General features: G+C 55.6%; 28 protein-coding genes, 3 tRNA genes and 1 pseudogene. 13 read left to right on the top strand and 19 right to left on the bottom strand.

Annotated features, from left to right (window positions below; all coding sequences use genetic code 11):
* Positions 1–122: 122 nt before the first annotated feature.
* On the bottom strand, positions 123–1,406 hold the full coding sequence (gene glgC, locus ACYCZJ_RS14910) for a glucose-1-phosphate adenylyltransferase (RefSeq protein WP_461555017.1): 1,284 nt from the start codon (positions 1,404–1,406) through the stop codon (positions 123–125).
* A gap of 117 nt (positions 1,407–1,523) precedes the next feature.
* Here glgC and glgB point away from each other — a divergent pair, with 117 nt between their 5' ends.
* The 3 genes from glgB to ACYCZJ_RS14895 all read left to right on the top strand — a co-directional run bounded on the left by glgB (position 1,524) and on the right by ACYCZJ_RS14895 (position 5,899).
* Positions 1,524–3,716: a 1,4-alpha-glucan branching protein GlgB gene (gene glgB, locus ACYCZJ_RS14905; RefSeq protein WP_461555016.1), complete on the top strand. Its 2,193-nt coding sequence runs from the start codon at positions 1,524–1,526 to the stop codon at positions 3,714–3,716.
* A gap of 22 nt (positions 3,717–3,738) precedes the next feature.
* Positions 3,739–5,397, top strand: a complete 1,659-nt coding sequence (gene pgi / locus ACYCZJ_RS14900; RefSeq protein ID WP_461555015.1) for a glucose-6-phosphate isomerase — start codon at positions 3,739–3,741, stop codon at positions 5,395–5,397.
* 103 nt (positions 5,398–5,500) lie between these two features.
* On the top strand, positions 5,501–5,899 hold the full coding sequence (locus tag ACYCZJ_RS14895) for an MAPEG family protein (RefSeq protein ID WP_461555014.1): 399 nt from the start codon (positions 5,501–5,503) through the stop codon (positions 5,897–5,899).
* Between the two features lie 90 nt (positions 5,900–5,989).
* On the opposite strand, the gene ACYCZJ_RS14890 is transcribed toward ACYCZJ_RS14895, so the two are convergent.
* The 7 genes from ACYCZJ_RS14890 to ACYCZJ_RS14860 all read right to left on the bottom strand — a co-directional run bounded on the left by ACYCZJ_RS14890 (position 5,990) and on the right by ACYCZJ_RS14860 (position 8,898).
* Positions 5,990–6,066: transfer RNA gene (locus tag ACYCZJ_RS14890), tRNA-Asp, on the bottom strand.
* Between the two features lie 62 nt (positions 6,067–6,128).
* Positions 6,129–6,204: transfer RNA gene (locus ACYCZJ_RS14885), tRNA-Glu, on the bottom strand.
* A 27-nt stretch (positions 6,205–6,231) separates the two neighbouring features.
* Complete coding sequence (locus tag ACYCZJ_RS14880) at positions 6,232–6,411, bottom strand: hypothetical protein (protein WP_461555013.1); 180 nt, start codon at positions 6,409–6,411, stop codon at positions 6,232–6,234.
* A 15-nt stretch (positions 6,412–6,426) separates the two neighbouring features.
* Positions 6,427–6,502, bottom strand: a tRNA-Ala gene (locus ACYCZJ_RS14875).
* 49 nt (positions 6,503–6,551) lie between these two features.
* On the bottom strand, positions 6,552–7,934 hold the full coding sequence (locus ACYCZJ_RS14870; RefSeq protein WP_461555012.1) for an FAD-binding oxidoreductase: 1,383 nt from the start codon (positions 7,932–7,934) through the stop codon (positions 6,552–6,554).
* Between the two features lie 2 nt (positions 7,935–7,936).
* A complete protein-coding gene (locus tag ACYCZJ_RS14865; RefSeq protein WP_461555011.1) occupies positions 7,937–8,476 on the bottom strand; it encodes a hypothetical protein in 540 nt (179 codons plus the stop codon).
* Positions 8,476–8,898: an SseB family protein gene (locus ACYCZJ_RS14860; RefSeq protein ID WP_461555010.1), complete on the bottom strand. Its 423-nt coding sequence runs from the start codon at positions 8,896–8,898 to the stop codon at positions 8,476–8,478. The genes ACYCZJ_RS14865 and ACYCZJ_RS14860 overlap by 1 nt, the downstream gene beginning before the upstream one ends.
* Before the next feature lie 132 nt (positions 8,899–9,030).
* Here ACYCZJ_RS14860 and ACYCZJ_RS14855 point away from each other — a divergent pair, with 132 nt between their 5' ends.
* From ACYCZJ_RS14855 to ACYCZJ_RS14845, 3 genes are read left to right on the top strand one after another with little or no spacing between them, the layout of a single operon-like run.
* Positions 9,031–9,447 (top strand): hypothetical protein, encoded by a 417-nt coding sequence (locus ACYCZJ_RS14855; protein WP_461555009.1) that lies wholly within the window; start codon positions 9,031–9,033, stop codon positions 9,445–9,447.
* A gap of 19 nt (positions 9,448–9,466) precedes the next feature.
* Entirely contained in the window at positions 9,467–10,102 is a 636-nt protein-coding gene (nth, locus tag ACYCZJ_RS14850) for an endonuclease III (protein WP_461555008.1), read from the top strand.
* A gap of 1 nt (position 10,103) precedes the next feature.
* The gene (locus ACYCZJ_RS14845; RefSeq protein WP_461555007.1) at positions 10,104–11,195 is read left to right on the top strand and encodes an FIST C-terminal domain-containing protein; all 1,092 of its coding nucleotides are present in this window, start codon (positions 10,104–10,106) and stop codon (positions 11,193–11,195) included.
* A 212-nt stretch (positions 11,196–11,407) separates the two neighbouring features.
* Here ACYCZJ_RS14845 and ACYCZJ_RS14840 read toward each other — a convergent pair whose 3' ends face one another.
* The 4 genes and pseudogenes from ACYCZJ_RS14840 to ACYCZJ_RS14825 form a co-directional block, all read right to left on the bottom strand.
* Positions 11,408–11,815 carry a PIN domain-containing protein gene (locus tag ACYCZJ_RS14840; RefSeq protein ID WP_461555006.1) on the bottom strand — a complete coding sequence of 136 codons (408 nt, stop codon included), beginning with the start codon at positions 11,813–11,815 and terminating at the stop codon, positions 11,408–11,410.
* A gap of 9 nt (positions 11,816–11,824) precedes the next feature.
* Positions 11,825–12,055, bottom strand: coding sequence for a ribbon-helix-helix domain-containing protein (locus ACYCZJ_RS14835; RefSeq protein ID WP_461555005.1), 231 nt, complete (start codon positions 12,053–12,055; stop codon positions 11,825–11,827).
* Between the two features lie 87 nt (positions 12,056–12,142).
* Complete coding sequence (locus ACYCZJ_RS14830) at positions 12,143–12,475, bottom strand: type IIL restriction-modification enzyme MmeI (protein WP_461555019.1); 333 nt, start codon at positions 12,473–12,475, stop codon at positions 12,143–12,145.
* Positions 12,476–12,733, bottom strand: a pseudogene (locus tag ACYCZJ_RS14825) (type IIL restriction-modification enzyme MmeI); the annotation flags it as partial.
* 46 nt (positions 12,734–12,779) lie between these two features.
* Here ACYCZJ_RS14825 and ACYCZJ_RS14820 point away from each other — a divergent pair.
* Complete coding sequence (locus tag ACYCZJ_RS14820; RefSeq protein ID WP_461555004.1) at positions 12,780–13,211, top strand: DUF1841 family protein; 432 nt, start codon at positions 12,780–12,782, stop codon at positions 13,209–13,211.
* A gap of 1,237 nt (positions 13,212–14,448) precedes the next feature.
* Here the strand turns inward: ACYCZJ_RS14820 and ACYCZJ_RS14815 are convergent.
* From ACYCZJ_RS14815 to ACYCZJ_RS14795, 5 genes are all read right to left on the bottom strand, one after another.
* On the bottom strand, positions 14,449–14,694 hold the full coding sequence (locus ACYCZJ_RS14815) for a hypothetical protein (protein ID WP_461555003.1): 246 nt from the start codon (positions 14,692–14,694) through the stop codon (positions 14,449–14,451).
* A gap of 673 nt (positions 14,695–15,367) precedes the next feature.
* Positions 15,368–15,724 (bottom strand): SHOCT domain-containing protein, encoded by a 357-nt coding sequence (locus ACYCZJ_RS14810; RefSeq protein WP_461555002.1) that lies wholly within the window; start codon positions 15,722–15,724, stop codon positions 15,368–15,370.
* A 133-nt stretch (positions 15,725–15,857) separates the two neighbouring features.
* Positions 15,858–16,487 (bottom strand): hypothetical protein, encoded by a 630-nt coding sequence (locus ACYCZJ_RS14805; RefSeq protein ID WP_461555001.1) that lies wholly within the window; start codon positions 16,485–16,487, stop codon positions 15,858–15,860.
* 417 nt (positions 16,488–16,904) lie between these two features.
* Positions 16,905–17,231, bottom strand: a complete 327-nt coding sequence (locus ACYCZJ_RS14800) for a c-type cytochrome (RefSeq protein WP_461555000.1) — start codon at positions 17,229–17,231, stop codon at positions 16,905–16,907.
* A gap of 20 nt (positions 17,232–17,251) precedes the next feature.
* Positions 17,252–17,572: a c-type cytochrome gene (locus ACYCZJ_RS14795; protein ID WP_461554999.1), complete on the bottom strand. Its 321-nt coding sequence runs from the start codon at positions 17,570–17,572 to the stop codon at positions 17,252–17,254.
* Between the two features lie 226 nt (positions 17,573–17,798).
* Between ACYCZJ_RS14795 and ACYCZJ_RS14790 the strand changes: the two genes are divergently transcribed.
* The 6 genes from ACYCZJ_RS14790 to acuI all read left to right on the top strand — a co-directional run bounded on the left by ACYCZJ_RS14790 (position 17,799) and on the right by acuI (position 21,702).
* Entirely contained in the window at positions 17,799–18,359 is a 561-nt protein-coding gene (locus tag ACYCZJ_RS14790) for a cob(I)yrinic acid a,c-diamide adenosyltransferase (RefSeq protein WP_461554998.1), read from the top strand.
* Positions 18,360–18,370: 11 nt separating this feature from the next.
* Positions 18,371–18,778, top strand: coding sequence for an NfeD family protein (locus ACYCZJ_RS14785; RefSeq protein ID WP_461554997.1), 408 nt, complete (start codon positions 18,371–18,373; stop codon positions 18,776–18,778).
* A gap of 14 nt (positions 18,779–18,792) precedes the next feature.
* Positions 18,793–19,707, top strand: a complete 915-nt coding sequence (locus ACYCZJ_RS14780) for an SPFH domain-containing protein (RefSeq protein ID WP_413439045.1) — start codon at positions 18,793–18,795, stop codon at positions 19,705–19,707.
* A gap of 67 nt (positions 19,708–19,774) precedes the next feature.
* Positions 19,775–20,188 carry a DUF4260 domain-containing protein gene (locus ACYCZJ_RS14775; protein ID WP_461555018.1) on the top strand — a complete coding sequence of 138 codons (414 nt, stop codon included), beginning with the start codon at positions 19,775–19,777 and terminating at the stop codon, positions 20,186–20,188.
* A 30-nt stretch (positions 20,189–20,218) separates the two neighbouring features.
* Positions 20,219–20,659: a GNAT family N-acetyltransferase gene (locus ACYCZJ_RS14770; protein ID WP_461554996.1), complete on the top strand. Its 441-nt coding sequence runs from the start codon at positions 20,219–20,221 to the stop codon at positions 20,657–20,659.
* 59 nt (positions 20,660–20,718) lie between these two features.
* Positions 20,719–21,702: an acrylyl-CoA reductase (NADPH) gene (gene acuI, locus ACYCZJ_RS14765; protein ID WP_461554995.1), complete on the top strand. Its 984-nt coding sequence runs from the start codon at positions 20,719–20,721 to the stop codon at positions 21,700–21,702.
* A 199-nt stretch (positions 21,703–21,901) separates the two neighbouring features.
* On the opposite strand, the gene ACYCZJ_RS14760 is transcribed toward acuI, so the two are convergent.
* Together ACYCZJ_RS14760 and ACYCZJ_RS14755 are read right to left on the bottom strand one after the other, a co-directional pair.
* Positions 21,902–23,137, bottom strand: a complete 1,236-nt coding sequence (locus ACYCZJ_RS14760; protein ID WP_461554994.1) for a hypothetical protein — start codon at positions 23,135–23,137, stop codon at positions 21,902–21,904.
* Positions 23,134–23,395 (bottom strand): thioredoxin family protein (locus ACYCZJ_RS14755; RefSeq protein WP_461554993.1); only part of this gene is annotated, 262 nt, incomplete at its 5' end. The genes ACYCZJ_RS14755 and ACYCZJ_RS14760, both read right to left, overlap by 4 nt.

The raw sequence follows: 23,395 nt of genomic DNA, 5'->3' as shown, positions 1-23,395 counted from the left end.
TTCACGCTTGCGCGTGCGCTTGAGACTGAGGTCTAGGTTCAGGGTGGTTTGTTTCATGGGCTCAATGTTGACACAATGGGTTCGGGTGCGGGGCGCGAAAGTGGGGGTTTTGCAGAGTTTCCCTAGCGGATTTGGTGCGGGTATTGGCCCAGCATGTCTGGTGTAATCAGCGTAATGCCATTTTCAGTCACATAAAAACGCCGCTCGTCTTCCGCCCGATCCACACCCACCACCATCCGCTCGGGTATTTTGCAGCCCTTGTCTATTACGCAGCGCCGTAAATAGGCATGTCGGCCAATATCAACATCCGGCAGGATGACTGCATCTTCCACGACGGCGAAACTGTTGATCTGCACATTCGAAAACAACACCGAGCGCCGCACGGTCGCACCGCTGATAATGCAGCCTCCCGATACTGTGCTGTCCATGGCGATGCCGCGTCTTTCCTGTTCATCGAATACAAATTTGGCCGGCGGCAACTGCTCCTGATAAGTCCAGATTGGCCAGTGCGTGTCATATAAATCAAGTTTCGGTGTGATTTTAGCCAGATCCAGATTGGCCGACCAATAAGCCTCTACGGTACCCACGTCGCGCCAATAGGGTTCACCGCCAGGCAAGCTGCCAATACAGCTGTCCTTGAAACTGTGCGCATAGACGCGGTAGCGCGAGATTAAATAGGGAATGATATTGTGACCGAAGTCATGGTCCGAATTGGGATCATCCGCGTCACGAATCAGCTGTTCATAAAGGAAACTGGCGTTGAACACGTACACGCCCATGGATGCCAGTACCCGTTTTGGATTGCCCGGAACGGTGGCGGGATTTTCCGTTGGTTTTTCGTCGAAACCCACCACGCGCGCATCATCGTCCACCGTCATCACGCCAAACGCATGCGCCTCTTCAATCGGCACTTCGATACACGCCATCGTCATATCGGCTGCGTGACTGACATGACAAGCCAGCATTTCCCCATAGTCCATTTTATAGATGTGATCGCCAGCCAGAATCAGCACATAATCGGGTTCGTGATTCCGTACAATATCCATATTCTGAAACACGGCATCGGCTGTACCCTTGTACCAGTTCAGTTCAGATATCCGCTGTTGGGCAGGCAGCAGCTCGATAAATTCGTTGAACTCGCCGCGCAAAAACCCCCAGCCACGCTGAATGTGTTTGATCATCGAGTGCGCCTTGTATTGAGTCAGTACACCGATACGACGAATACCGGAATTGAGACAATTGGATAGCGGAAAGTCAATGATGCGGAACTTGCCGCCAAATGGCACGGCGGGCTTGGCGCGCCAGTCGGTTAGTTGTTTCAGGCGGGAACCGCGACCGCCGGCAAGGATCAGCGCCACGGTATTTTTAGTTAGACGGCTGACGAAGCGCGGAAAATCTTTTTGCAAGACAGGCTCCTTTTTTGCTTTGTTTATTAATTGAATTAATTACGGCACCCTCATGCCTATAATAGCCCACACATAATAAACGCCAATACAAACCGGCTCATAACGCCCAACTCGCGCATGACTAAAACCATTATTACCACACATACCCGGCCCGAATTTGATGCACTCATCAGTGGATGCACCCTCAATCCGTGCGATCTGCTCGGATTGCACCAATTTGATACCGGCTGGCTGATCCGCATTTACAATCCTTACGCCGTGTCCCTGACCTTGCTCGGTAATGGTGCCGGGGCCGAGTTGCAACGCGTCGATAGCCACGGTGTATTTGAATGGCATGGCGCAACCCCACCTATTCATCCTTACCGTATCCGCCACACATATCCGGATGCTGAAGTCGTCGAGCACGACCCTTACGCATTCCCCCTTCAACTTACCGAGCACGATCTGTACCTGTTCAATGAGGGCCGTCTCTATCAGGCCTACCAAATGCTGGGAAGCCAGTCCTGCCAAGTCGATGGCGTGGCCGGCGTACGCTTTGCCTTGTGGGCACCCAATGCTGCTCGCGTCTCGATAGTTGGGGATTTCAACCACTGGGATGGACGTACACACCCGATGCGGGCGCACGGCGACTCCGGAGTATGGGAATTATTCATACCCGGTATCATCGCAGGATCTCATTACAAATATGAGATACACAACCGCCACAATGACCAGTTGCTGTTGAAAAGCGACCCTTATGCGCAATCCGCCGAACTGCGTCCAGGCACCGCCTCGCTTGTCACATCGGCCACCAGCCATATCTGGAATGATGCCGCATGGCTGACAGCACGTGCCGGGCGCAGCTGGTTGCATGCACCGATGAATGTATACGAAATTCATGCCGGCTCATGGCGTCGCCACCCGGACGGGCGCTTTTATACTTACCGCGAACTGGCCGAGCACCTCCTTCCCTACGTACTCGATATGGAATACACCCATATCGAACTGATGCCGATCAGCGAACATCCTCTGGATGAATCCTGGGGTTATCAAACCACAGGCTACTTTGCACCGACCTGCCGCTATGGCAGTGCGGATGACCTGCGCTATTTCATTGACGCCTGCCATCAAGCCGGCCTCGGTGTATTGCTTGATTGGGTACCGGCGCATTTTCCCCAGGATGCTTTTGCCCTGGCGCGTTTCGACGGTACCGCCCTGTATGAGCATGAAGACCCGCGTCTGGGTTTTCATCAGGATTGGGGCACCTGTATTTTCAATTACGGACGCAACGAGGTAAAAAGCTTCCTGCTTTCCAGCGCCCACTACTGGCTGGCCGAATTCCATTTCGACGGCCTGCGTGTGGATGCCGTTGCCTCCATGCTCTATCTTGATTATTCGCGTAAAGCGGGAGAATGGCTGCCCAACAAATTTGGCGGACGCGAAAATCTGGAGGCCATCGAGTTTTTGCGCGAGTTGAATATCATGGTGCACGACGCATTTCCCGGTGCACTGACACTGGCGGAAGAATCCACCTCGTGGCCGATGGTGTCACGTCCGGTGTATCTGGGCGGCCTGGGTTTCTCGATGAAGTGGGATATGGGCTGGATGAACGATACGCTGGCTTATATGTGCCATGATCCGGTACATCGCAAACATCACCATGAAAAACTTACTTTTGGTCAGCTGTATGCCTATACCGAGAATTTCATGCTGCCGTTCTCGCACGATGAAGTGGTGCACGGCAAAGGCTCCCTGATCGGCAAAATGCCTGGGGATGCCTGGCAACAATTCGCCAACCTGCGCCTGCTATTTACTTACCAAATGACCACCCCAGGGAAAAAGCTCAACTTCATGGGCAACGAATTTGCGCAGGAACGCGAATGGAATTCAGGCTGGGAACTGGACTGGAGTCTGCTGCAAAGTCACTGGCACGATAGCGTCCAAAAACTGGTGCGCGACATCAATCACCTGTACCGCGACACCCCGGCATTGCATCAGTTGGACTTCTCGGCGAACGGCTTCGCCTGGATCGATTGCCATGACGCGGAACAATCCGTATTGAGCTATATACGCTATGCCAGCGACGGCTCGTATGTCATCGTCGTGTTGAACTTTACCCCGGTGCTGCGCACCAACTATCGAATTGGTGTGCCGCAAACAGGTTCATATTCAGAAATATTTAACAGCGATTCGACATACTACGGCGGCAGCAATGCGGGCAACGGTGCGGGCCTGTCGGCCGACGCCACAGCATGGATGGGATACCCTGCATCCATGACTCTGACTGTACCGCCACTGGCTGGCATTATCCTGGTGTATAACCAACCTTAATTCAACTGGCTGGAGCAACTACATGGCGAAGTCTGACCCTACCCTCAACCCCGCTTGGCAGGCGCTGAAAACTCAGCGAAAAATTTTGGCCAAGACATCCATGCGCGAACTGTTCGCCAAGGATAAAAAACGCTTTGAACGGTTTTCGGTGAATGCAGCCGGCATCCTGCTGGATTATTCGAAAAACCGCATCACGCCGGATACCATGAAACAGTTGATCAAACTGGCGCGAAACAGCCCGCTGCAAACGGCCATTGAGGCCATGTTCGACGGCGTTGAAGTCAATCTTACCGAACATCGCGCGGTACTTCATACCGCACTTCGCAACCGCGCGGAGCAGCCGGTATTTACAGCTGGCGAAGATGTCATGCCGGATGTGCGCAAAGTGCTGGCGCGCATGAAAAAATTCACCCATGCAGTGCGCAGCGGAAAATGGCGTGGCCACACCGGCAAACGCATTACCGATATCGTCAATATCGGCATCGGCGGCTCTGACCTGGGTCCGGTGATGGTCACCCAGGCACTGACACCCTACTGGCAAAAAGGCCTCACACCGCATTTCGTTTCCAATGTGGACCCCACACATATCAGTGAAACCCTGCGCCGCCTCGATCCCGAAACCACGCTGTTTATTGTCGCCTCGAAATCTTTTGGAACACCGGAAACGCTGCTCAATGCACACGCAGCAAGGCGCTGGCTGCTCGCTGCGCTGAAAGATGAAGCAGCTGTCGCCCAACACTTCGTCGCCGTCTCTACGCATACCGAAAAAGTCCGCGCCTTCGGTATCGATACTGCCCACATGTTCGGCTTCTGGGACTGGGTGGGCGGGCGCTATTCGGTGTGGTCGGCGGTGGGATTGTCGGTTGCGCTGATGGTCGGTATGGACAACTTTACCAAACTGCTCGATGGCGCATTCGCCATGGACCAGCATTTCCGTACCGCCCCGCTGGCGCAAAACATGCCGGTGATCATGGCGTTGCTGGGTATCTGGTACAACAATTTCTGGGATGCGCAAAGCCACGCAGTCCTACCTTACGATCAATATCTTGCACGCTTTCCCGCCTATCTCCAGCAACTCGATATGGAGAGCAATGGCAAAAGCGTCACCCGCAGCGGCAAACCCGTACGCTATGCCACAGGTGCCATCGTCTGGGGTGAGCCCGGTACCAACGGCCAGCATGCGTTCTACCAGCTCATTCATCAGGGCACCCGCTTGATCCCGGCAGATTTCCTGGCGGCGGCCGAATCGCATAATCCGATCGGCCAGCAACACCAGGTATTGCTATCCAACTGTTTCGCCCAGAGCAAGGCATTGATGCTGGGAAAAACGCGCGCCGAGGTACGTGCCGAACTCACTGCCGCCCATCTGGATGACGCCGAAATTAAGGCGCTGCTGCCGCACAAGGTATTCCCCGGCAACCGTCCCAGCAATACCCTGCTCTACCGCAAACTTGACCCGCATACACTGGGCGCACTGATCGCCCTGTATGAGCACAAGGTATTCGTGCAGGGCATGATCTGGGATGTGAATTCGTTCGACCAGTGGGGGGTGGAGCTGGGCAAGCAGCTGGCAGGCGCCATCGAACAGGGGCTGGTCAGCCCCGGCCAAGTCAGCGAACACGACAGCTCGACCAACGGCCTGATCAACACCTGCAAGGCGTTAAGCGCGGATTCATCCTGACGTTCATTGCGGCTTCGAAAAACCCACGGTCATCCCCTCCTTGCCACAATTCGGAAACAGGGTGATAAAGTCGCTTTAGAAACACGCAGACTGCGCTGTTACGATGACAAAAGAGACTCAGATGACCATTGCCTTGTGGATGATATTGGCTGCCGCGGTTATACCCTACCTATTCGCTGTAATCGCAAAATCCGGCCGCGATTATGACAATAGCGCGCCGCGCGAATATCTGGCGCGTGCCACAGGCTGGCGTCAGCGTTCGAATTGGGCTCATCTGAACGGGTTCGAAGCGTTTTCACCCTTCGCGGCTGCCGTTATTACCGCACACATATTAATCGGCCAAAGTACTTTGACCAACTGGCTTGCCCTCGGCTTTGTCACAGCACGGTTGCTGCATGGCGCCTTTTATATCGCGAACCTGGCCACGCTGCGCTCGGCGGCGTGGGCTGCCGGATTCTTATGCGTGGTCGGCCTGTTTCTAACGGCTGCCCGGATCATCTGAGCGCATCAATCAACGCGTTGCCGAGAAAATCTCCGTCCGGAAAATAAAAAACCGCAAAATCACAGCGTGATCTTGCGGTTTTTTAATGGTTGGCGGAGTGGACGGGACTCGAACCCGCGACCCCCGGCGTGACAGGCCGGTATTCTAACCAACTGAACTACCACTCCAATTTCCCGATGACTCAATCATCAGAAAACAAACGGGCTGCATCGCTGCAGCCCGTCAAGACTGGCGTCCCCAACGAGATTCGAACTCGTGTTATCGCCGTGAAAGGGCGGTGTCCTAGGCCTCTAGACGATGGGGACCTGTGTACAACTCAAGCGAACAGTTTTCTATTTTTTTGAAAACTGAGTTACTACCGTACCCAGAAGCAGCAACGCAAAACCTGCGGGTATCATGGCCATCCAGATACTCGGCTCACCATATTCAACCAAATCGATGGCACCGAAAATCAATCCCAGCACGCTCATCAAGATACCTGCCCAGATCGTTGCTATGCCAACTTTATACATTCGGCTCCACTTTTCTGGTGGAGGTAAGCGGGATCGAACCGCTGACCTCTTGCATGCCATGCAAGCGCTCTCCCAGCTGAGCTATACCCCCGAAAGACGCGCATTATATGGAGCTACGGCAATCTTGTAAACAGTAATTTTCACTGCGGCAACAGCTTTCCGGGGTTGAGCAGGCCTTGCGGATCGAATTGCGCCTTGATTAAACGCATCATTTCCAGACTGGCCGCATCAATCTCCATACTGACATAATCGCGCTTTTCACTACCGATGCCATGCTCGCCCGACAACGTCCCGCCCAGTTCCAATACTTGGGAAAATAATTCTCGCAAAGCCTGCCTGGCATTTTTCATCTGTTGCGGATCAGATGGATTTACCATGATATTGACATGCAGATTGCCGTTTCCGGCATGGCCAAAGCTGACGATGGGCAATGCAAAGCGCTCAGCCAACCGGTCAATATAGCCAACCAGTTCAGCCAGACGCGATACCGGGACTACTACATCCTCATTGATTTTCAACGGTGCAATGCGCTTCACCGCATGCGACAGCGATCTGCGTGCCTGCCACAACTGGGCAACGTCTGCGGGATTGCCCGCCTCCAGCAATTCGAGCATGCCATTGCCCTGCAACACAGTTTTCAGCACGCTGATCTGGCGCGGCAGATCGCTCGCAGCACCATCAGCTTCCACCATCAGCAACGCCTCGGTACCGTCAGGCAAGCCGGTCGCCGCGCCCGCCGCCTGGATCGCCGCGAGGGAGCGCTGATCCATGAACTCCAGCGCGCACGGCACCACCGCCTGGTTCATTACCCGCGCCACCGCGGCGCACGCATCCAGATTGGTCGCATAACACACGCGCAAAGTGGCGCGCGCTTCAGGTGCGGGTAATAACTTGAGCGTGGCTTCGGTGATCAACCCCAGTGTGCCTTCCGATCCCACCAACAGGCGCGTGAGGTCATAGCCGGTCACGCCCTTGGTCGTGCGGCAACCCGTGCGCAGCTCGGCGCCGTTGCCGGCCACCGCACGCAGCCCCAGCACATAATCGCGCGTCACGCCGTATTTCACTGCGCGCGGTCCGGCTGCATTCATCGCCAGATTACCGCCGATTTGGCAGTAGGGCGAACTGCCTGGGTCGGGCGGGTAGAACAGGCCATGCGCGCGCGCGGCAAGATCAATGTCCGCCGTCACCACACCGGGCTGCACCACCATGTAGCGGTCGGCTGGATTGAGTTCAAGGATGGCGTCCATGCACTCGAAACTTACTACCGCGCTACCCGGCGCAGGCAGCGCCCCGCCCACGTTGCCCGAACCCGCACCGCGCGCCACCAGCGCAATATGGTGGGCAAGCGCCACGCGCATCAGTGCGACGACGTGTTCATGGCTGGCGGGAAACAATACCGCGTCAGGCAGACAGGATCGGGGGGTTTCATCGTGACTGTACAGCGCCAGGGTCGCTGCGTCGGTAAACACACGTTCAGCAGACAGGGCCGCGATGAAATCCGCCAGGGCAACGGTAGACAACATGTTTAATTCTCGCTTTCGGCGGCTTCCGACAGCCAGGCATCCTTGAGCATGGCATCGCTATCGGGATAACGCGCATAGGCTTGCTGCACCAGCGCATCGTAGTCAAAGCGCGAATACGGCAACTGGGTCTGCTCCTGCAATGTATGGCGCATCGCCTGGGTCATGGCTGGCCCCATGCCAACTACACGCTTGGCCTGGATAATCCCGTTGCTGGTGTCCACCAGCGTCATTTGCACGCGCGCGCGGTCGCCGGGCGGATTGACCGGCACGGCCTGCTCCTCGGCGGGCAACTGGTGTACGTTATAGGCCACATCCGACCACTCGCACACATCCTCGATGCGATACAGCAGGAACAGCACCGGCTGTTGAACATACAAGGCGAATTCGACCGGCCGGGTACGGAACCCGCTCACTTCGTCGGGCGTTGGGTTGGTCCAGAACAGCACCAGATCATGCACACCATCGCGATAGCAATACTGGGTTGCTTCCGCGTAAGTGGTGTGATCGGGTGAATATCTTTCCCCCACTTGGCGTGTACTCATCATGCCTCCGGTGGCAGGCTTGCCATCAAATCAGCGACCATTTCCGGCTCCAGATCAAAGCCCGCCTCCATGCCCGGGTTCAATGCGATACCGGCGGGCGTGCCCATCTTGCGCAGTACCCAGGAAAACTCGGTAAGCAAGCCACCGCCATAACCGGGGTGATTTTCGACAAACCCCTTGGCGCGCTCGGGGCTGGTAAACAGCACCAGCACCTGCGTACCCGACTCATCCTCCAGCACCAATGGCTGCGCGCGCGTGCTGCGCTGAAAGCCTTTGATCTCATTTGTTTCGTCTTCGACCGGCATGAAAATTTGCGCATCCATCAGGTAATGGATGAAATCATCACCGGAAACGCTGCCATCCAGCGCAGATTGAAGCCGTTTTTCCAAATCATTTTTTGGTTCAAAAGTGCCTTGATTCATTGGGCTAGCTCAGAATAGTGACCATGGAAGTGTAGCGCAATTCGGCAACCGGGCGTATCTCGACTGGCATCACGCGCGGATTTTTCTTAGAATAGCGTTCTTCATCGATTATTTGATTCAGAGGAACCAGGCATGTCCGGACATTTCCCTTTCAGCGGCAATACCAATCGCGTCAGCGTGTTCGGTTTTTACGAGCGCTACAATCTCAATCCTGCCATGCAGGAAAAATATTACAAGTGGTGGTATGACTGGGCCAAGAATTTTGTCATGGCGGACGCCGACCTCAAGGCTGTCAAAGGCATGGAATTCACTCACTTCCCATTCGGCCAGCATTCGCATGTGGACTTCCACCTGCGCCAGGGTGCCTGGACCACTGCGCTGATCGACCTGGGTGGATTCATCAAGGGTACAGTTTTACCCAAACTGTCCGAAGCGCAAATGCACAAGCTCGACGAAGACCATCACCACATGCTGCACGCGCTGGAAGAAGAAGCCAAGGCAACACCGCGTCCGCCGCAGCCTGAGCTCGGCTGGTTCCGCCACACCTGATGCACCCCGGCTACGCCGGATGAACGCTGCCAAACGCCGCGAAATCTTTGCGCGCTTCGCGGCGGCCAATCCCCATCCCACCACCGAGCTGGAATACACCACCCCGTTCGAACTGCTGGTGGCGGTGGTGTTGTCGGCGCAAGCCACCGACAAGAGCGTCAACCTCGCCACGCGCATCCTGTTTCCGCACGCCAATACCCCCGCTGCGCTGCTTGCACTGGGCCAGGCCGGGCTGGAGAAATACGTGCAGCGCATTGGCTTGTACAAGAGCAAGGCCAAGCACCTGATCGAAACCTGCCGTATCCTGCTCGAGCAGCACAACGGTGAAGTGCCCGCCACCCGTGCGGCGCTCGAAGCCTTGCCCGGCGTCGGGCGCAAAACCGCCAACGTGCTGCTCAACACCGCCTTCGGCGAAGCGGTCATGGCGGTCGATACGCATATTTTCCGTGTTGCCAATCGGATTCCGCTGGCCCCCGGCAAAACCGTGCTCGAAGTCGAGCACAAGCTGATGAAAAATATTCCGCGCGAATACCTGCAGGACGCCCACCACTGGCTGATTTTGCATGGCCGTTATATCTGCAAGGCGCGCAAGCCCGATTGCCCGCATTGCCTGATTGCGGATCTGTGCGAATACCCGCAGAAAACGGCGGGCTGACATGAGCATCGCCACCGGCCTTGCCATCGGCAGCACGCCGACATCCGACCTCGCCACCCAGGCCGTGGCACAGGCCATGCAGCGTGCCGATATCAGCCACCCCAACAGCGTGCTGTTGTTTTTGTCTGCGGATTTCGCCCATGACCCGCAACCTGCCCTGCTCGCCGCCTCGCGCCAGAGCCAGTGCATGCAGATTGTCGGGTGCAGCGCAGCGGGGATCTTTACCGAGCAGGACTGGGTGCTGGATTCGCCCGCCGCGGCGGCCATGGTGTTTGGCGGCGAGCTGAGTTTGAGTGCGGTGCACACCCCCGCGAACGACGACTTGATACTCGCGCTCACCGCGCCCAATGCGATTGACACCAACTGGATCGGCGCACCCGGCCAGCGCCTTGGCGCCGTGTCGGGCGATGCCACCGGACGCGGCCCGTACAAGGTATGGAGCGGCGGCAAAGTCTGCGCCAGCGGACGCTGCGAGATGACCCTGCAAGGCGTGCGCGGGATGATGGGCGTATCGCAGGGCATCCGGGCGCTGACCGCCCCGACCGAAGTCACCCAGGTCAACGGCTTCGACCTGCTCAGTCTGGGGCATCAGTCGGCGCTCAACCTGCTGGCGCGCGAACTGCCGCTGGAAGTGCGCGAACTCGACCACATCCCGCTACATCTCATCATGGCGGCAGTCACCTTTGGCGAACCGTCCACGGCATTTTTTGAAGGCCGCTACCGTCTGGTACAGGTCATTGCCACCAACCCGGACGACCGCTCGGTGACCTTGTCCGCACGCCTCAATGAGGGCGATAAAGTATTCTGGGCTCTGCGCCAGCCGCTGGCCGCCGAACGCAATATGCGCGTCACCCTGGATCGTACCGAGCAACTGCTGGCAGCCACGCCCCAATTTGGCCTGATGTTTTCCTCGATGGGACGCGGGCCGTCATTCTATGGCGGCATGGATCGTGATCTGCAATTGCTGACCGCACGCTATCCGGACATGCCGCTGATTGGCTTCTACGGCAATGGCGAAATCGGCTGGCTCAATTCCGCCAATCAACTGCTGCAATATTCCACCGTACTCGGATTATTTACCGACCATGTTTAACCCCAGCCGCGACGACGCGCGCCGCTTCTTTTTTGATACCTGGCGCAAATACCGCGCCCTGAATGCTGGGCAGGCTTGTGATGCTGGGGCAATTGTGCAAGCACCTCTTGCACAATTGCCCCATCCGGCTAGACCAATGGGCTGAAGCAATCGTCCAACAAACTGTTGGACAATGCTGGCGTCAAGGTCGCATGGTTCTGTACTGCCGGCGCTCAAGTTGCCTCGTGCCAGTTCAGCCATTGCAAACCCTGAACACGGGAAAATTCGCGCACATTGCGCGTCACCAGCGTGGCCTGATAACGCAATGTCGTAGCAGCTATCAAGGTATCGTGCGGGCCGATGGGCGTGCCTGCGGCCTCAAGCTCGGCGCGAAGGCGGGCGGCGTGAAAGGCACATTCGCTGTCAAACGGCAAAACCTGCATCGGTCGCAGCAAAGCGGCTAATGCCGCCAGACGGGGATTGGCAGCCTCCGGCGGCAAACGCAGAAGACCGTAACGCAGTTCGTATTCCACAATGGCAGGCACACCGATATCGGCAGGGGAAAGGGCTTGCAGACGTGGCACCACTTGCGGGTCGCCGCGAAAGTAGTAGCTGATGGTGTTGCTATCGAGAATCAGCATGGCTGTCCATCAAAAACTCAAGCGCGGCACATCGGCTGGCAGCGCGGCCGGGCTTTCTTCGCGCAGGGGGAAATCGGCAAAACGCCCCGCCAGCGCCAGGCAATCTTGCGGCCACTCATGGGCGGCGTATTTGCGGATGATTTCTGCCACCCAACGGCTTTTCGATAGGCCATTGGCCTGCGCAGCCTGCTCTACCAAGGCCTGCGTGGCATCGTCCAGATATAGCGTGATTTGTGACATGGCGATAACTCCTTACAATATGATTTGTACAAGTATACTTCCAATTATACTTATTGAGGCAAGCTCGTCAAGCAAGATGCCGCTGCATTACTTGCCGCACTTGACTCTTGTTGCCACTGCCGCCGTCATCTTCGTATACAGCTCAAACAGTTTTTCCAGCCGCTCGGTATCGTTTTTGAATCGGCGGCCGGTGTAGATGCGCTCCAGCACTTCGTCATTGCGCTCGTGGGCGTGGCGCATGTTCTCAGGCATGTTGTCCGGGTCGTACAGGTCGGCGATGGTGGCGGGGAAATGCGCTTCGCGGGTCAGCAGGATGTTTTCGGCGCAGGCAGCCAGGTCGGCCTTGTTCTGCTCGGTGAGCAGCGGCACGGGGAAGGTGTTCCAGCCGAGGGTGTTGGAGTAGCGGAAATCGGTTTTCATCTTTCCGCAAACTGTTGCTATCCAGACCAGATGGAGACGGGATGCGACCAGTGCCAGATTCCAGAGCGGTGCGTCGTAGACCACAGAGGCAAGGTTGGAGACAACTGTTTGGCAATTGGTAATTTCGCATGGCAAATACCGTCGTCTTTCCGAAGAAATTTTTGGTACCGCAATAGCAGCATGGTTGCTGTGAGGCGCAAATACGAAGCGATGCGGTGTAGACGCATTGTCATTTGCTTGCGCTCCGTTGCTATTCACCCTCAATTGGCGCAATATTCCACCGTACTCGGATTATTTACCGACCATGTTTAACCCCAGCCGAGACGACGCGCGCCGCTTTTTTTTTGATACCTGGCGCAAATACCGCGCACAACAGCCCCTTGAAGGGCTGGAAACGACCGTGCTCGATACCCTGCTGGCGCATCCCGAATACCACGCCCTGCTCGATCAACCCGGACGCTATCTGGAACGCGACTACCCACCCGAGTTCGGCGAAACCAACCCGTTCCTGCATCTGTCCATGCACCTAGCCATTGCCGAACAACTCGGCATCGACCAGCCCCCCGGCATCCGCGCGCACTACCAGGCGCTGCTGGAAAAAACCGGCGACGCCATGCACGCGCAGCATGAAATCATGGACTGCCTGGCCGAGATGATCTGGCAAGCACAGCGCCATGGCACGGCGTTTGATCCGGTGATTTACTTTACTTGTCTGGATAAAAAACAGGGGAAATGATAAAGGCTAGGGACTGCCTGTTCTGTTGAGAAATTAGGCATGTTCCTAGCCTAAATCAAAGTGTTGCTGGTTTATTCAAAAAAGGTCGTTACCGACCCTAAGAATGGCGGCGGCAATGATGGTCGATTTTTTCATGGGTCTTCCAAGGATAAATTTATTACTCGCGAGTCTCTTGCAGAACTCAACATCTGAGATGAATTATGCTTCGATTTTAAGATTAAAAAGGGGGGCGCCGCGTAAATAGGCAGTAGCGAGAAATCAAAGCACAACAATGAAGCGCCCGCATGCACTCTACCTTCGGCCACCGCTTAACGTGTGCGCCCTGTTCATGACCGCCTGGCGGGCCACATGCCGGTGGTGTGGGGGTGGGTTAAAAGCCCGTCCTTACTGCCCCACATACCTTCCGTCTGGGGTTATGACGCAGTCACTTCCGGCAACATATGAGCCGTCAGGGCATATTGTCATGCCTCTACCACCTTGAATATAACTACCGTCGGGAGCTATTCGCGGAGACGCGTTTTCCTGGCGAGGAACATAGCTACCATCTGGTGCTATTTCACACTGAGCATCACCGCCGACATACCTTCCGTTCGAACATATGGTGCACGGCCCCTGCGAAACATAGCTGCCGTCAGGGCAAATATATTGTGCTTGTGCCGCCGAGGAAAAACCAAATAAGAAAAGAATAACTACAAATAACTTCGGGTATGGCTTCATAACATCCTACGATAACATTTAACGCTGTTTAACCGGCGCGGGTACCGACAGTAAATTAAGGTGGCCGTCATTACATCGCGCCGGTTGAAAACATAGCTATCCGTTTCTCTTTTTCCAGTACGTTACCGTGTATGTGTAAGTAGTGACGCCTATTGAGAGTGTCATTACTACCGCAACTACGAGCGAGAGCCAAAAGAGCGTACACAGCTTAAAATATTCGGCTGCTCCCAAAGAGATGAAGCTTGCAACAAGCTCCCACAGGTTTTGATTCAGATTAATTTTGAAGCTCTCAGCAGGATTTGCCGCCATTCAGACCTCCAGTGTGTACGAAACGTATAACCTTATTAGCCGAGAGTCTACGCCAGGATGCTTTTAATAGTACTGATAGATGAATGACAGGTTTTGGCACAAATACGAACGACGTTTGAATTTGACAGCGTCAAGGGTGTCCGCTGGAATAAGAAACGAGTGGGATAATCCGGCCAAGACCGCAATCTCCCTGAAGAGCGAAAAATTTCCATTAGCGATCCTTAAAGAGAAAGAACGCAATACCGCCAACTATCAGTACACCCACCCATTGGGTAATGAGAAGACCAACGTCAACGGTGGCGGCCAGACCCCGGAATTCCGGGGGGTCAACAATGAGGCTGTACCCCATATTGGGAACTGCACCATTGAGCAATCGGATGTCAAAGGGTGGGAATATCAACATGACAGCCACTATAACTAATATGGCAATCAATAGTATTTTCTGTTTCTTGTTCATGATTTCTCCCGAGTCCTGGCGAAGCCTTACGAGGGTGTAGACCCCCATGTTCCTTGACTATCCGTTTGATACCAATCTAGCAGCCTAACCTAAAATCAAGGGGCGCCGATAGGCGTCCCTCTTGAATGCCGTTAGGCATTTATTGCAATTTTTTGTGATGTACTAAACTTCACGGTTTAAACTCAGTATTGCACACTTTGCATTGAGCACTTACGTCGACGCCCTTATGAACGGAGGCAGAAAAGTTCCCCTCGATTTTGTCCACTGTTCTATGTGGATTTCTCATGTATGGATGGTCATCTTCAGAAACGTAGAAAACCCCTTTTCGACCACATTGCGGGCATTTTACGTCATATGAGTACCTATCTCTAGCTGCCATTAAGTCGCTCCATATAAAGCCTAATTGCCTAACGACGCTGTAGAAAAACCCCTTGAGGGGGCAATAGATGAAATTTTTGGGGGTCATGAAACCCATCCTGAATATGAGAACGTCGAATACAGCGCGTTTTGAGAGGTCGATTTGGTCGCATGTTGTATCTCATTTTTCAGAATGGAGTTTTTCTACAGCCTCAACGAATGAGGTAAGGAGCGCACCGCTTTTGGGGGAAGTTTACCGCCCCGCTTGACCGCCACGTTGGGCGTCACTCTGGGTGCGCCTATGCGCGTGGAGTTTTCAGAGCGAACGAAGAATTTCTTTTCGCTTGGCGTCGTACTCATCCTTAGTTATCGCACCCGACTTGAAAAGTTCATCGAGTTTCCTTAGGCGCTCGGCTGTGGACTGCGGGACTAGTTTCGCTGCAGCTTTCTCTGCTGCTCTTGCTGGGCACCCCTTTATGCAAACGTCGTAGGTGTCGTTGCATTGCTTCTGCTGAACAATTGGGAAAAGTTTGAAGCCACTGCTGCAAGTGGTCAGGTTGGCAGAACATTGCTGCGCACAACCTGACTCGACAGTGGAAGGATCTGAAGAGGGGGACGTCGCGCACCCAGCGGTAAGTACAACCAGCGTATAGGCAAGAAATCGTATACTCATTTGCAAGGTTCTCCGGTTTCTAAAGGATGTTTTCGTGGGCCGTAGTGGCAGTCAACGGTCCGCATTATGACGCCCAGCGTTTGAATTCACCGGACCTGCGCGGCTTTTCGCGCAGGTCCGGTGGGATGATGGGTTAGTTATGTCGTTTGATTGCATTGAGCATACCTGCGTACTTAAGGTTGTAAGAGTCTTTGTAGCGACGCTTGAACTCTGGAATTTCTTCGGCGTTCTCCACCATCCAGTAGTAATAGCAATGTGCCTTTGCACTCTCGATGAGTGAGTGCTGCGTCACTGAGTAAAAGACTTCCGTTGGTACCCCTTGCTTGATAATCCGGCATTGTCCAGGTTGAAGGCGTGGGATTCCTGTCTCGTTATCGAGAAATGCCGACACGTAAGCATTGCCGTAAATCGGTTGCTTATTTATTCCAGTAAACTCAATACGATTGTGATAACTAAAATCACCCCACGCGATTGACGTAGTGAGCATGATGTCCTGTTGAAGCACCTGTTGATTCAGCGCGCGCACGACTTCAAGCAGACGTTCGAGTTGCTCTTTCTGATCGTTGTTTCTTGAAAAGAGGACGCCGCAGTCAGAGATAAAGAATCCATTCACGTTGGGGCTACGGCTGAGAATATCGAACCCTGCGCTGTAGAGCGCATCAATGGCACGAGCTGCTCTCTCGCCGTCCTTCATCATTGCTTTGAATCCTGAGATGTCGGTGAATGCGACAAAGCATTTACCAGAGAAATCTTGAATTGGCACGTCGTATCTCCCGATATGGCTAACAGTTATTTATCAGACCGATCCGCCCGTATTATTGAAATTCGCAGAAACATGCTGATGTGCCGTAACTGATCGATTCATCATGGTAGTTTCGTCGAGGCGCCTGTCCGCATATGTAAGATACCCCGGACCGAATGCCTGCTGTGAGCGAAATGCCCTGATGACCGTTTGTGGCACGACTGAGACATTCAATCCCCCATGAAATATTGGTGCTTACCTGAGTTGCGAGGCGATGGGAAACGAGGTGTGCAGTGAGATTTTTGGAGACCATAAAACACCCCATAACTCTATGAAGCTACGGGGCAAGGCACAGGAAACTTCCGCAGGTTAAGCAACCGCCCAGATAAAAAGGCGGTGTTACAATCACCGCCTTTTCCATTACCCATAACAATCACTTTAGCGCTTCAGCGTCAGCCCCTTCTGGCTGCCGAAATACGCCGCCAGATCCGCCATGTCCTGATGCGACAGGTTGGTCACCTGTCCGGACATGATGGCGTTTTTGCGCTCGCTGGATTTGTATTCGGTCAGTGCCTGATACAGGTAATCCGGATGCTGCCCCGCCAGACGCGGGAACATTGCCGCCTGGCTGTTGCCATCCACGCCGTGGCAGGCTGCGCAAGTTGCCGATTTTGCCTTGCCCTGCGCGACATTTCCGTCCGGTACTGCCCACGCCTGTGCGCTTGCCAATATCCCCAGCAGCGCCAAAATTGCCAGATGCTTCATTGTGTCATCCTCTCTCGTATTTATTTGCCTTCTGAGTAATACGCGGCCAGGTCTTCCATGTCCTGGTCCGTCAAACTCGCTGCAATGGCCCGCATGGTGGGGAAGCTGCGCTCACCGCTTTTGTATTCCTTGAGCGCGGCGACGATGTAGTCGGCGTGTTGCCCGCCCAGATACGGCACGCTGTATATAGTTGGGTAGGCGGTACGCCAGCCGGCAATGCCGTGGCAACCGATACACATGGAGTTTTTGTTTTTTCCGGCAACCGGGTCACCGGCTGCATGGACGACGGGTGCCAGACATACGCTCAGCGCAACCAGGCTGAATAACAGACTTGTTTTCATGCTCTCCTCACTCTTTATGGATGTGAACTCCAGTCGTCCATACATTTTTTGTATATCTGACCGCTTTTTATTTATGGTGTCTCTGTGGACCCTTGCCTTGCTTTTTTAGCCAAGCCATTGTATGCACACTGAGGCTGGCTGGCAACATCGGCTTGCTGGCGGCTGGACGGCAGCATCCGCATAACGGTAGCATGGCACACACTCTTCACTGGCGGATCGGGTAATCATGGGCAATCGGCTTTCGAAAATCACCACCCGTACCGGCGACGACGGCAGCACCGGCCTGGGCGACGGTTCGCGCACACCCAAAGACGCGCCGCGCGTGGAAGCACTGGGTGACGTGGATGAACTCAACAGCCAGATCGGCGTGCTGTTGGCCGAAGACCTGCCCACGGATGTCAGCGCTTTGTTCAACGAGGTGCAACACGGCCTGTTTGATCTGGGTGGCGAGCTTTCCATCCCCGGTTATACAGCGATCACCGATGACCATCTCGCCGCGCTGGATGCGGCCATTGAGCACTACAATGCCGCGCTGCCGCCGCTTGAGGAATTCATCCTGCCGGCCGGTTCGCGCGCCGCTTCGCTGTGCCACGTGGCACGTACTTTTTGCCGCCGTGCCGAGCGCCGCGTGGTGACGCTGGCGCGCAATGAACCGGTATCGCCGCTGGCAGTGCAATACCTGAACCGCCTGTCCGACCTGCTGTTCATCCTGAGCCGCGTCCTCAATCGCCGTGCCGGTGGAACGGATGTGTGCTGGCAACCCAAACGCCACGCGCCCACTGAATAAGGAAAACGCCCATGCAGCCCATGACTTTCTGGTTCATCCTCGCCAGCGTGCTGATTGCGCTGGAAATCTTTACCGGCACCTTCTACCTGCTGGTGTTTGGCGCGGCAGCTGGCGCGGCGGGCTTTGCCGCCATGTATGATTATCCGGTGGCCGCACAACTGGTCGTGGCAGCAGTGTTTGGGGTCATCGGTCTGGTCTGGTTGCGGCGCAGGCCAAAAATCGAGCGCCCTGCCGACGACGTCCTGGATATCGGACAGCCGGTGGAGGTCAGCGCATGGCGCGATGACAATACCGCGCGGGTACGCTATCGCGGCACGGAATGGGACGCCCGGCTCATGGAAGGCGAAACTGTCCAGCCGACACATTGCACCATCCGCGAAATCCGCGGCAACACACTGATCCTGTCCGCCAAACCATAACCCGGAGACACCCTATGGAAATTGCACTGTTTTTTCTTATCGTCGTGGCAGCATTTGTCGCCAGCTCGATCAAGATCGTTCCCCAGCAAAATGCCTGGGTGGTCGAACGGCTGGGGCGTTTTCATGGCGCGCTGCAACCCGGACTCAACATCGTCATCCCGTTCATCGACCGCATCGCCTACAAACACCTGCTCAAGGAAGTGCCGCTCGATGTCCAGCCGCAAGTCTGCATCACCAAGGACAACACCCAGGTGCAGATTGACGGCGTGATTTTCTATCAGGTCACCAATCCGCAGCTCGCCAGTTACGGCACGGCGGATTTCCAGATGGCCATCGTCCAGCTCGCGCAGACCAGCCTGCGCTCCGAGTGCGGCAAGCGCGAACTCGACCGCCTGCTGGAAGAACGCAACGACATCAATCGCGCTGTCATCTCGGCGCTGGACGAAGCCAGCCCCAACTGGGGCGTAAAAGTACTGCGCTACGAAATCAAGGACATCACCCCGCCCGATGCCGTGTTGCGCTCCATGCAAACCCAGATCACCGCCGAGCGCGAAAAACGCGCCATGGTCGCGCAATCGGAAGGCAAACGGCAGCAGGAAATCAACCTGGCGGAAGGCGCCATGACTGCTGCCATCCGCGAATCCGAAGGCCAGAAACAGGCCGCCATCAATAACGCCCAGGGCCAGGCGGAAGCCATCCTGCTCACCGCTACCGCCACCGCAGAAGCGATCCGCAAAGTTGCTGCGGCACTCAGCGAACCGGGCGGCATGGAAGCGGTGAATTTGAAAGTCGCGGAAAAATACGTGGAAGCTTTCGGCAATATCGCCAAGCAGGGCAATACCCTGATTCTGCCCGGCGATTTATCCAACATGGGTGCGCTGGTGGCTACGGCGATGAGCGTGGTGAAGCAACAGAAAATAGAAAGTTGAACCTGCCGAAAACTTTACTGGCGCAACTTATTGTGCAGCCAACGTACTCCAATTGAAAGGTGAATTCATGCTTTCAGTATTCGAGAAACCAAACTTTCTACTCCGGTTGGAAGGTGGTGCAGTGTTTGCTCTGGCCCTCGCTGTGTATTGGCAGCAATCGTTTAGCTGGCCACTGTTTTGGTCAACATTATTAATCCCGGATTTAGCCATGCTCGGATATCTGGTGAATGCCCAGCTCGGCGCCCGGGCATACAACATCACCCATTCAAAGTTATTGCCCGGCCTGCTGGGAATTTTTGCCATCTCCACAGGCAATGCACTATGCATGGCACTGACACTCATCTGGTTCGTGCATATCGGTATAGACCGGCTACTTGGTTATGGTTTGAAATATGCGGACGGCTTCAAATTCACTCATCTCGGCGTCATCGGACGGGGAGAAGGTGGGCCACGCGGACGCTACTTGCCTTGCGGTAAATAGCACCCTTCATTATCTTTTGCGAGATCAGCCATGCAATGGTCGCAGAACGAATACACCGTCACGGATGAGCACGCATCGCTCGATATAGCGCTGATCCACGATTTTCTGCGCAGCTCCTACTGGGCGAAAGCCATACCGCGCGAAATCGTCACCAGAGCACTGGAAAATTCCCTGTGCTTCGGTTTGTTCCACAACGGCAAACAAATCGGCTTCGGCAGGGTTGTCACGGACCGCACCACCTTTGCCTACCTCGCCGATGTCTTCGTGATCGACAGCTATCGGGGGCGCGGGCTGGGGAAATGGCTGATCTCGTGCGTACTTGGCCATCCCGAGCTGCAGGGCTTGCGCCGCTGGCTGTTGGCTACGGTGGATGCACATGGCTTATACCAGCAACACGGCTTCGTTCCATTGCGCAATCCGGAAAGGTTCATGGAGATCAATCCTCCGGATCTTTATCTGCGCGGAGCATAGCACCGGTTTATCCGCTACTTTTTAGATGCGCCGATTTGGTCACTGTAAAGGATTCGACATTGTTCAAAGCTATCCTGATTGACAAGACAACGACAGCTCACGATGCCAAGCTCGTCAACCTGGATGATGCACAGCTACCTGAGGGTGATGTTCTGGTCCGCGTTGAATTTTCCAGCCTCAACTACAAAGACGCGCTGGCAATCACCGGCCGTGCACCCGTGGTGCGGCACTACCCGATGGTACCCGGCATCGACCTGGCGGGCACAGTCGAACACAGCAGCCATCCGGACTGGAAGCCGGGGGATCAGGTCATTCTTAACGGCTGGGGTATCGGTGAAACACATTGGGGCGGTCTGGCGCAGAAAGCGCGCGTGAATGGCGACTGGCTGGTACCGTTGCCGGATGGCCTTACCACACGGCAGGCAATGGCCATCGGTACCGCAGGATATACCGCCATGCTGAGTGTGTTGGCGCTGGAAAAACACGGGATCAAACCGGGTGACGGGCCAATTCTGGTCACCGGCGCGAGCGGCGGTGTTGGCAGTGTTGCCATCGTGCTGCTGGCCAGCCTCGGTTACGAAGTCGTCGCCAGCACGGGTCGACTGAGCGAGGCAGATTACCTCAAGTCTCTGGGTGCGACCGGGATTATCGAGCGTGAGCAGCTTGCCACGCCCGGCAAGCCGCTCCAGAAGGAACAGTGGGCGGGTGCTGTCGACACAGTGGGGGGACATACCTTGGTCAATGTCTGCGCCACCACCCGGTATCGGGGCGCAGTTACTGCGTGCGGGCTGGCGGGCGGCATGGACTTCCCCGGCACCGTAGCGCCATTCATCCTGCGCGGCGTGACACTCTATGGAATAGACAGCGTGATGGCACCCAAGATGCTGCGAATGTTGGCTTGGTCGCGCCTGGCACAGAACCTGGATCTGCATAAACTGGCTGCCATGACGACAGAAATAACGCTGAAAGATGCCATTAGCGCGGCATCTGATCTTCTAAGAGGAAAACTGCGCGGACGCACGGTAGTCGATGTGAGCCATTGAACACCCAGGACCATAGCAGCCGCAAATGGAACCTTTATTGCGAACTGTACGAATCCTTGCTGTCTCGGGCAGCCTGCGCAAAGCATCGTCACCATGAGCGGCAGCTATCAGTGGTTTTTACGGTTACAGCCCAAAGCGTCTTAACAAGCGCTGATGAAGGGAAACCCGTCAAGAATTGCAACGCTCCCTGTGAGCCTCGTCACGGCACGTTGAGATTATCCATCACTGCCCGGCCCATTTCGTAGCGCAGCCGGGTCGATCCATCCGCCGCCTGCTTTTCCAGCCAGACCAGATACAGATTGCCCTGGCTATCCATGGTGATGGAAGGATCGGACTGCACACCCGCGCCTGCTGCTCCGGGCACGTTGGCATTGTCACTCCATCCCGAAGCGGTTGGCCAGGATAACCAGATATCCGGGGTGCCGTCCCGATTATCGTCCCAGACCACAGCCAGTTTTCCGCCCTGATCGCTGGCAATCGCCGGGTGCCATTGCGGGATGTTGTCGCCAAAGCTGTCCTGCACCATTTGATTGGCGCCGAAGTGCGCTCCGCCGTCGGTGCTGAACGCTGCGTAGACATCGTAGCCGGACAGAAAATCCCGCTTGTCGGACCACACCGCAGCCACCTTGGCGCCCGCTTGCGCTGCCAGCGCAACGCGCATGGCGCCCGTGCCCGGACCGACGCCGGCATTGCGTGCATCGCGCCGGGTTTCGTTCATCTGTACGGGTGCTGCGAATTTTGCGTCGCCAGCACTATGGCTATACATGATCGTCGTATGCCCCTTGCGGCGATCCTCCCAGGCGATCGCCACACCACCCGTTTGCAGGGCAGCGACGCTGGGAAAGAGTTGGTCACCCGACAATGGCGCGCTATCTACTGCCACAACTTTGCCTGGCGTCAGAGCGTCCGTACCGGGAACATAACCCAGCTTTTCGATATGGATACCCGCGTAGTGCCCATCGCGCTGCGACCAGGCAGCCCACAGCCCGGCCTGGGAGGAGAACCCGACACTGGCATCGTTGCTGTCATGACCAGCCAGATTGATGGGTTCACCCATCTGCGTGGCGCTCACAATCCGTGCCCGGACGCCGCCATCTTCTTCCCACGCCACCGCGAAACGGCCGTCGGGCAGGGAAACGATGCTGGGTTCAAATGCCTCCTTGCTGCCACTGATCTGCCGATCCGCCTCGAAGCCTTTGTTTGCGGATTGTTTTACGGCCACGTAGCAACGGGAAACGCCATCCCGATTGTCTTCCCACACCACTGCGATCAAGGCCCCGGAAACCGCAATGCTCTTGCGGCCTGCGGCTTCCACATGATGGAACACCTTTGCGCCATGAACCGGCGTGACATCAACGGGCTGGTCGAACTGCCACGGTGCTGCCATTACCGCAGCCGGGAGCATAAAAACCGCTAGTGCCAGCGCACGGATCATGAAGATTTCCCGCCCAGAAACTGCAACAGCGTCTGGGTCTTGTAAAAGCCCCCGTTCACGTAGCGATCGAAATCCTTGAAATCCTGTATGGTTTTATAGCCGGGAATTTTGACGATTTCCTTGCCTTGCGGATCCAGAAATACAAATAAGGGTGTAGCGAAGGCATTGAAGCGCGCGCCCAGGTCTGCTTCCGTAATCCGTTCTCCGCTGGGCAATTTAAGGCGTTTGCCGCTTTCCGCATCAACGTAGACCAATACG

Source organism: Sulfuriferula sp., from assembly GCF_054605375.1.
This window is presented reverse-complemented; position numbering and strand designations above follow the sequence as displayed.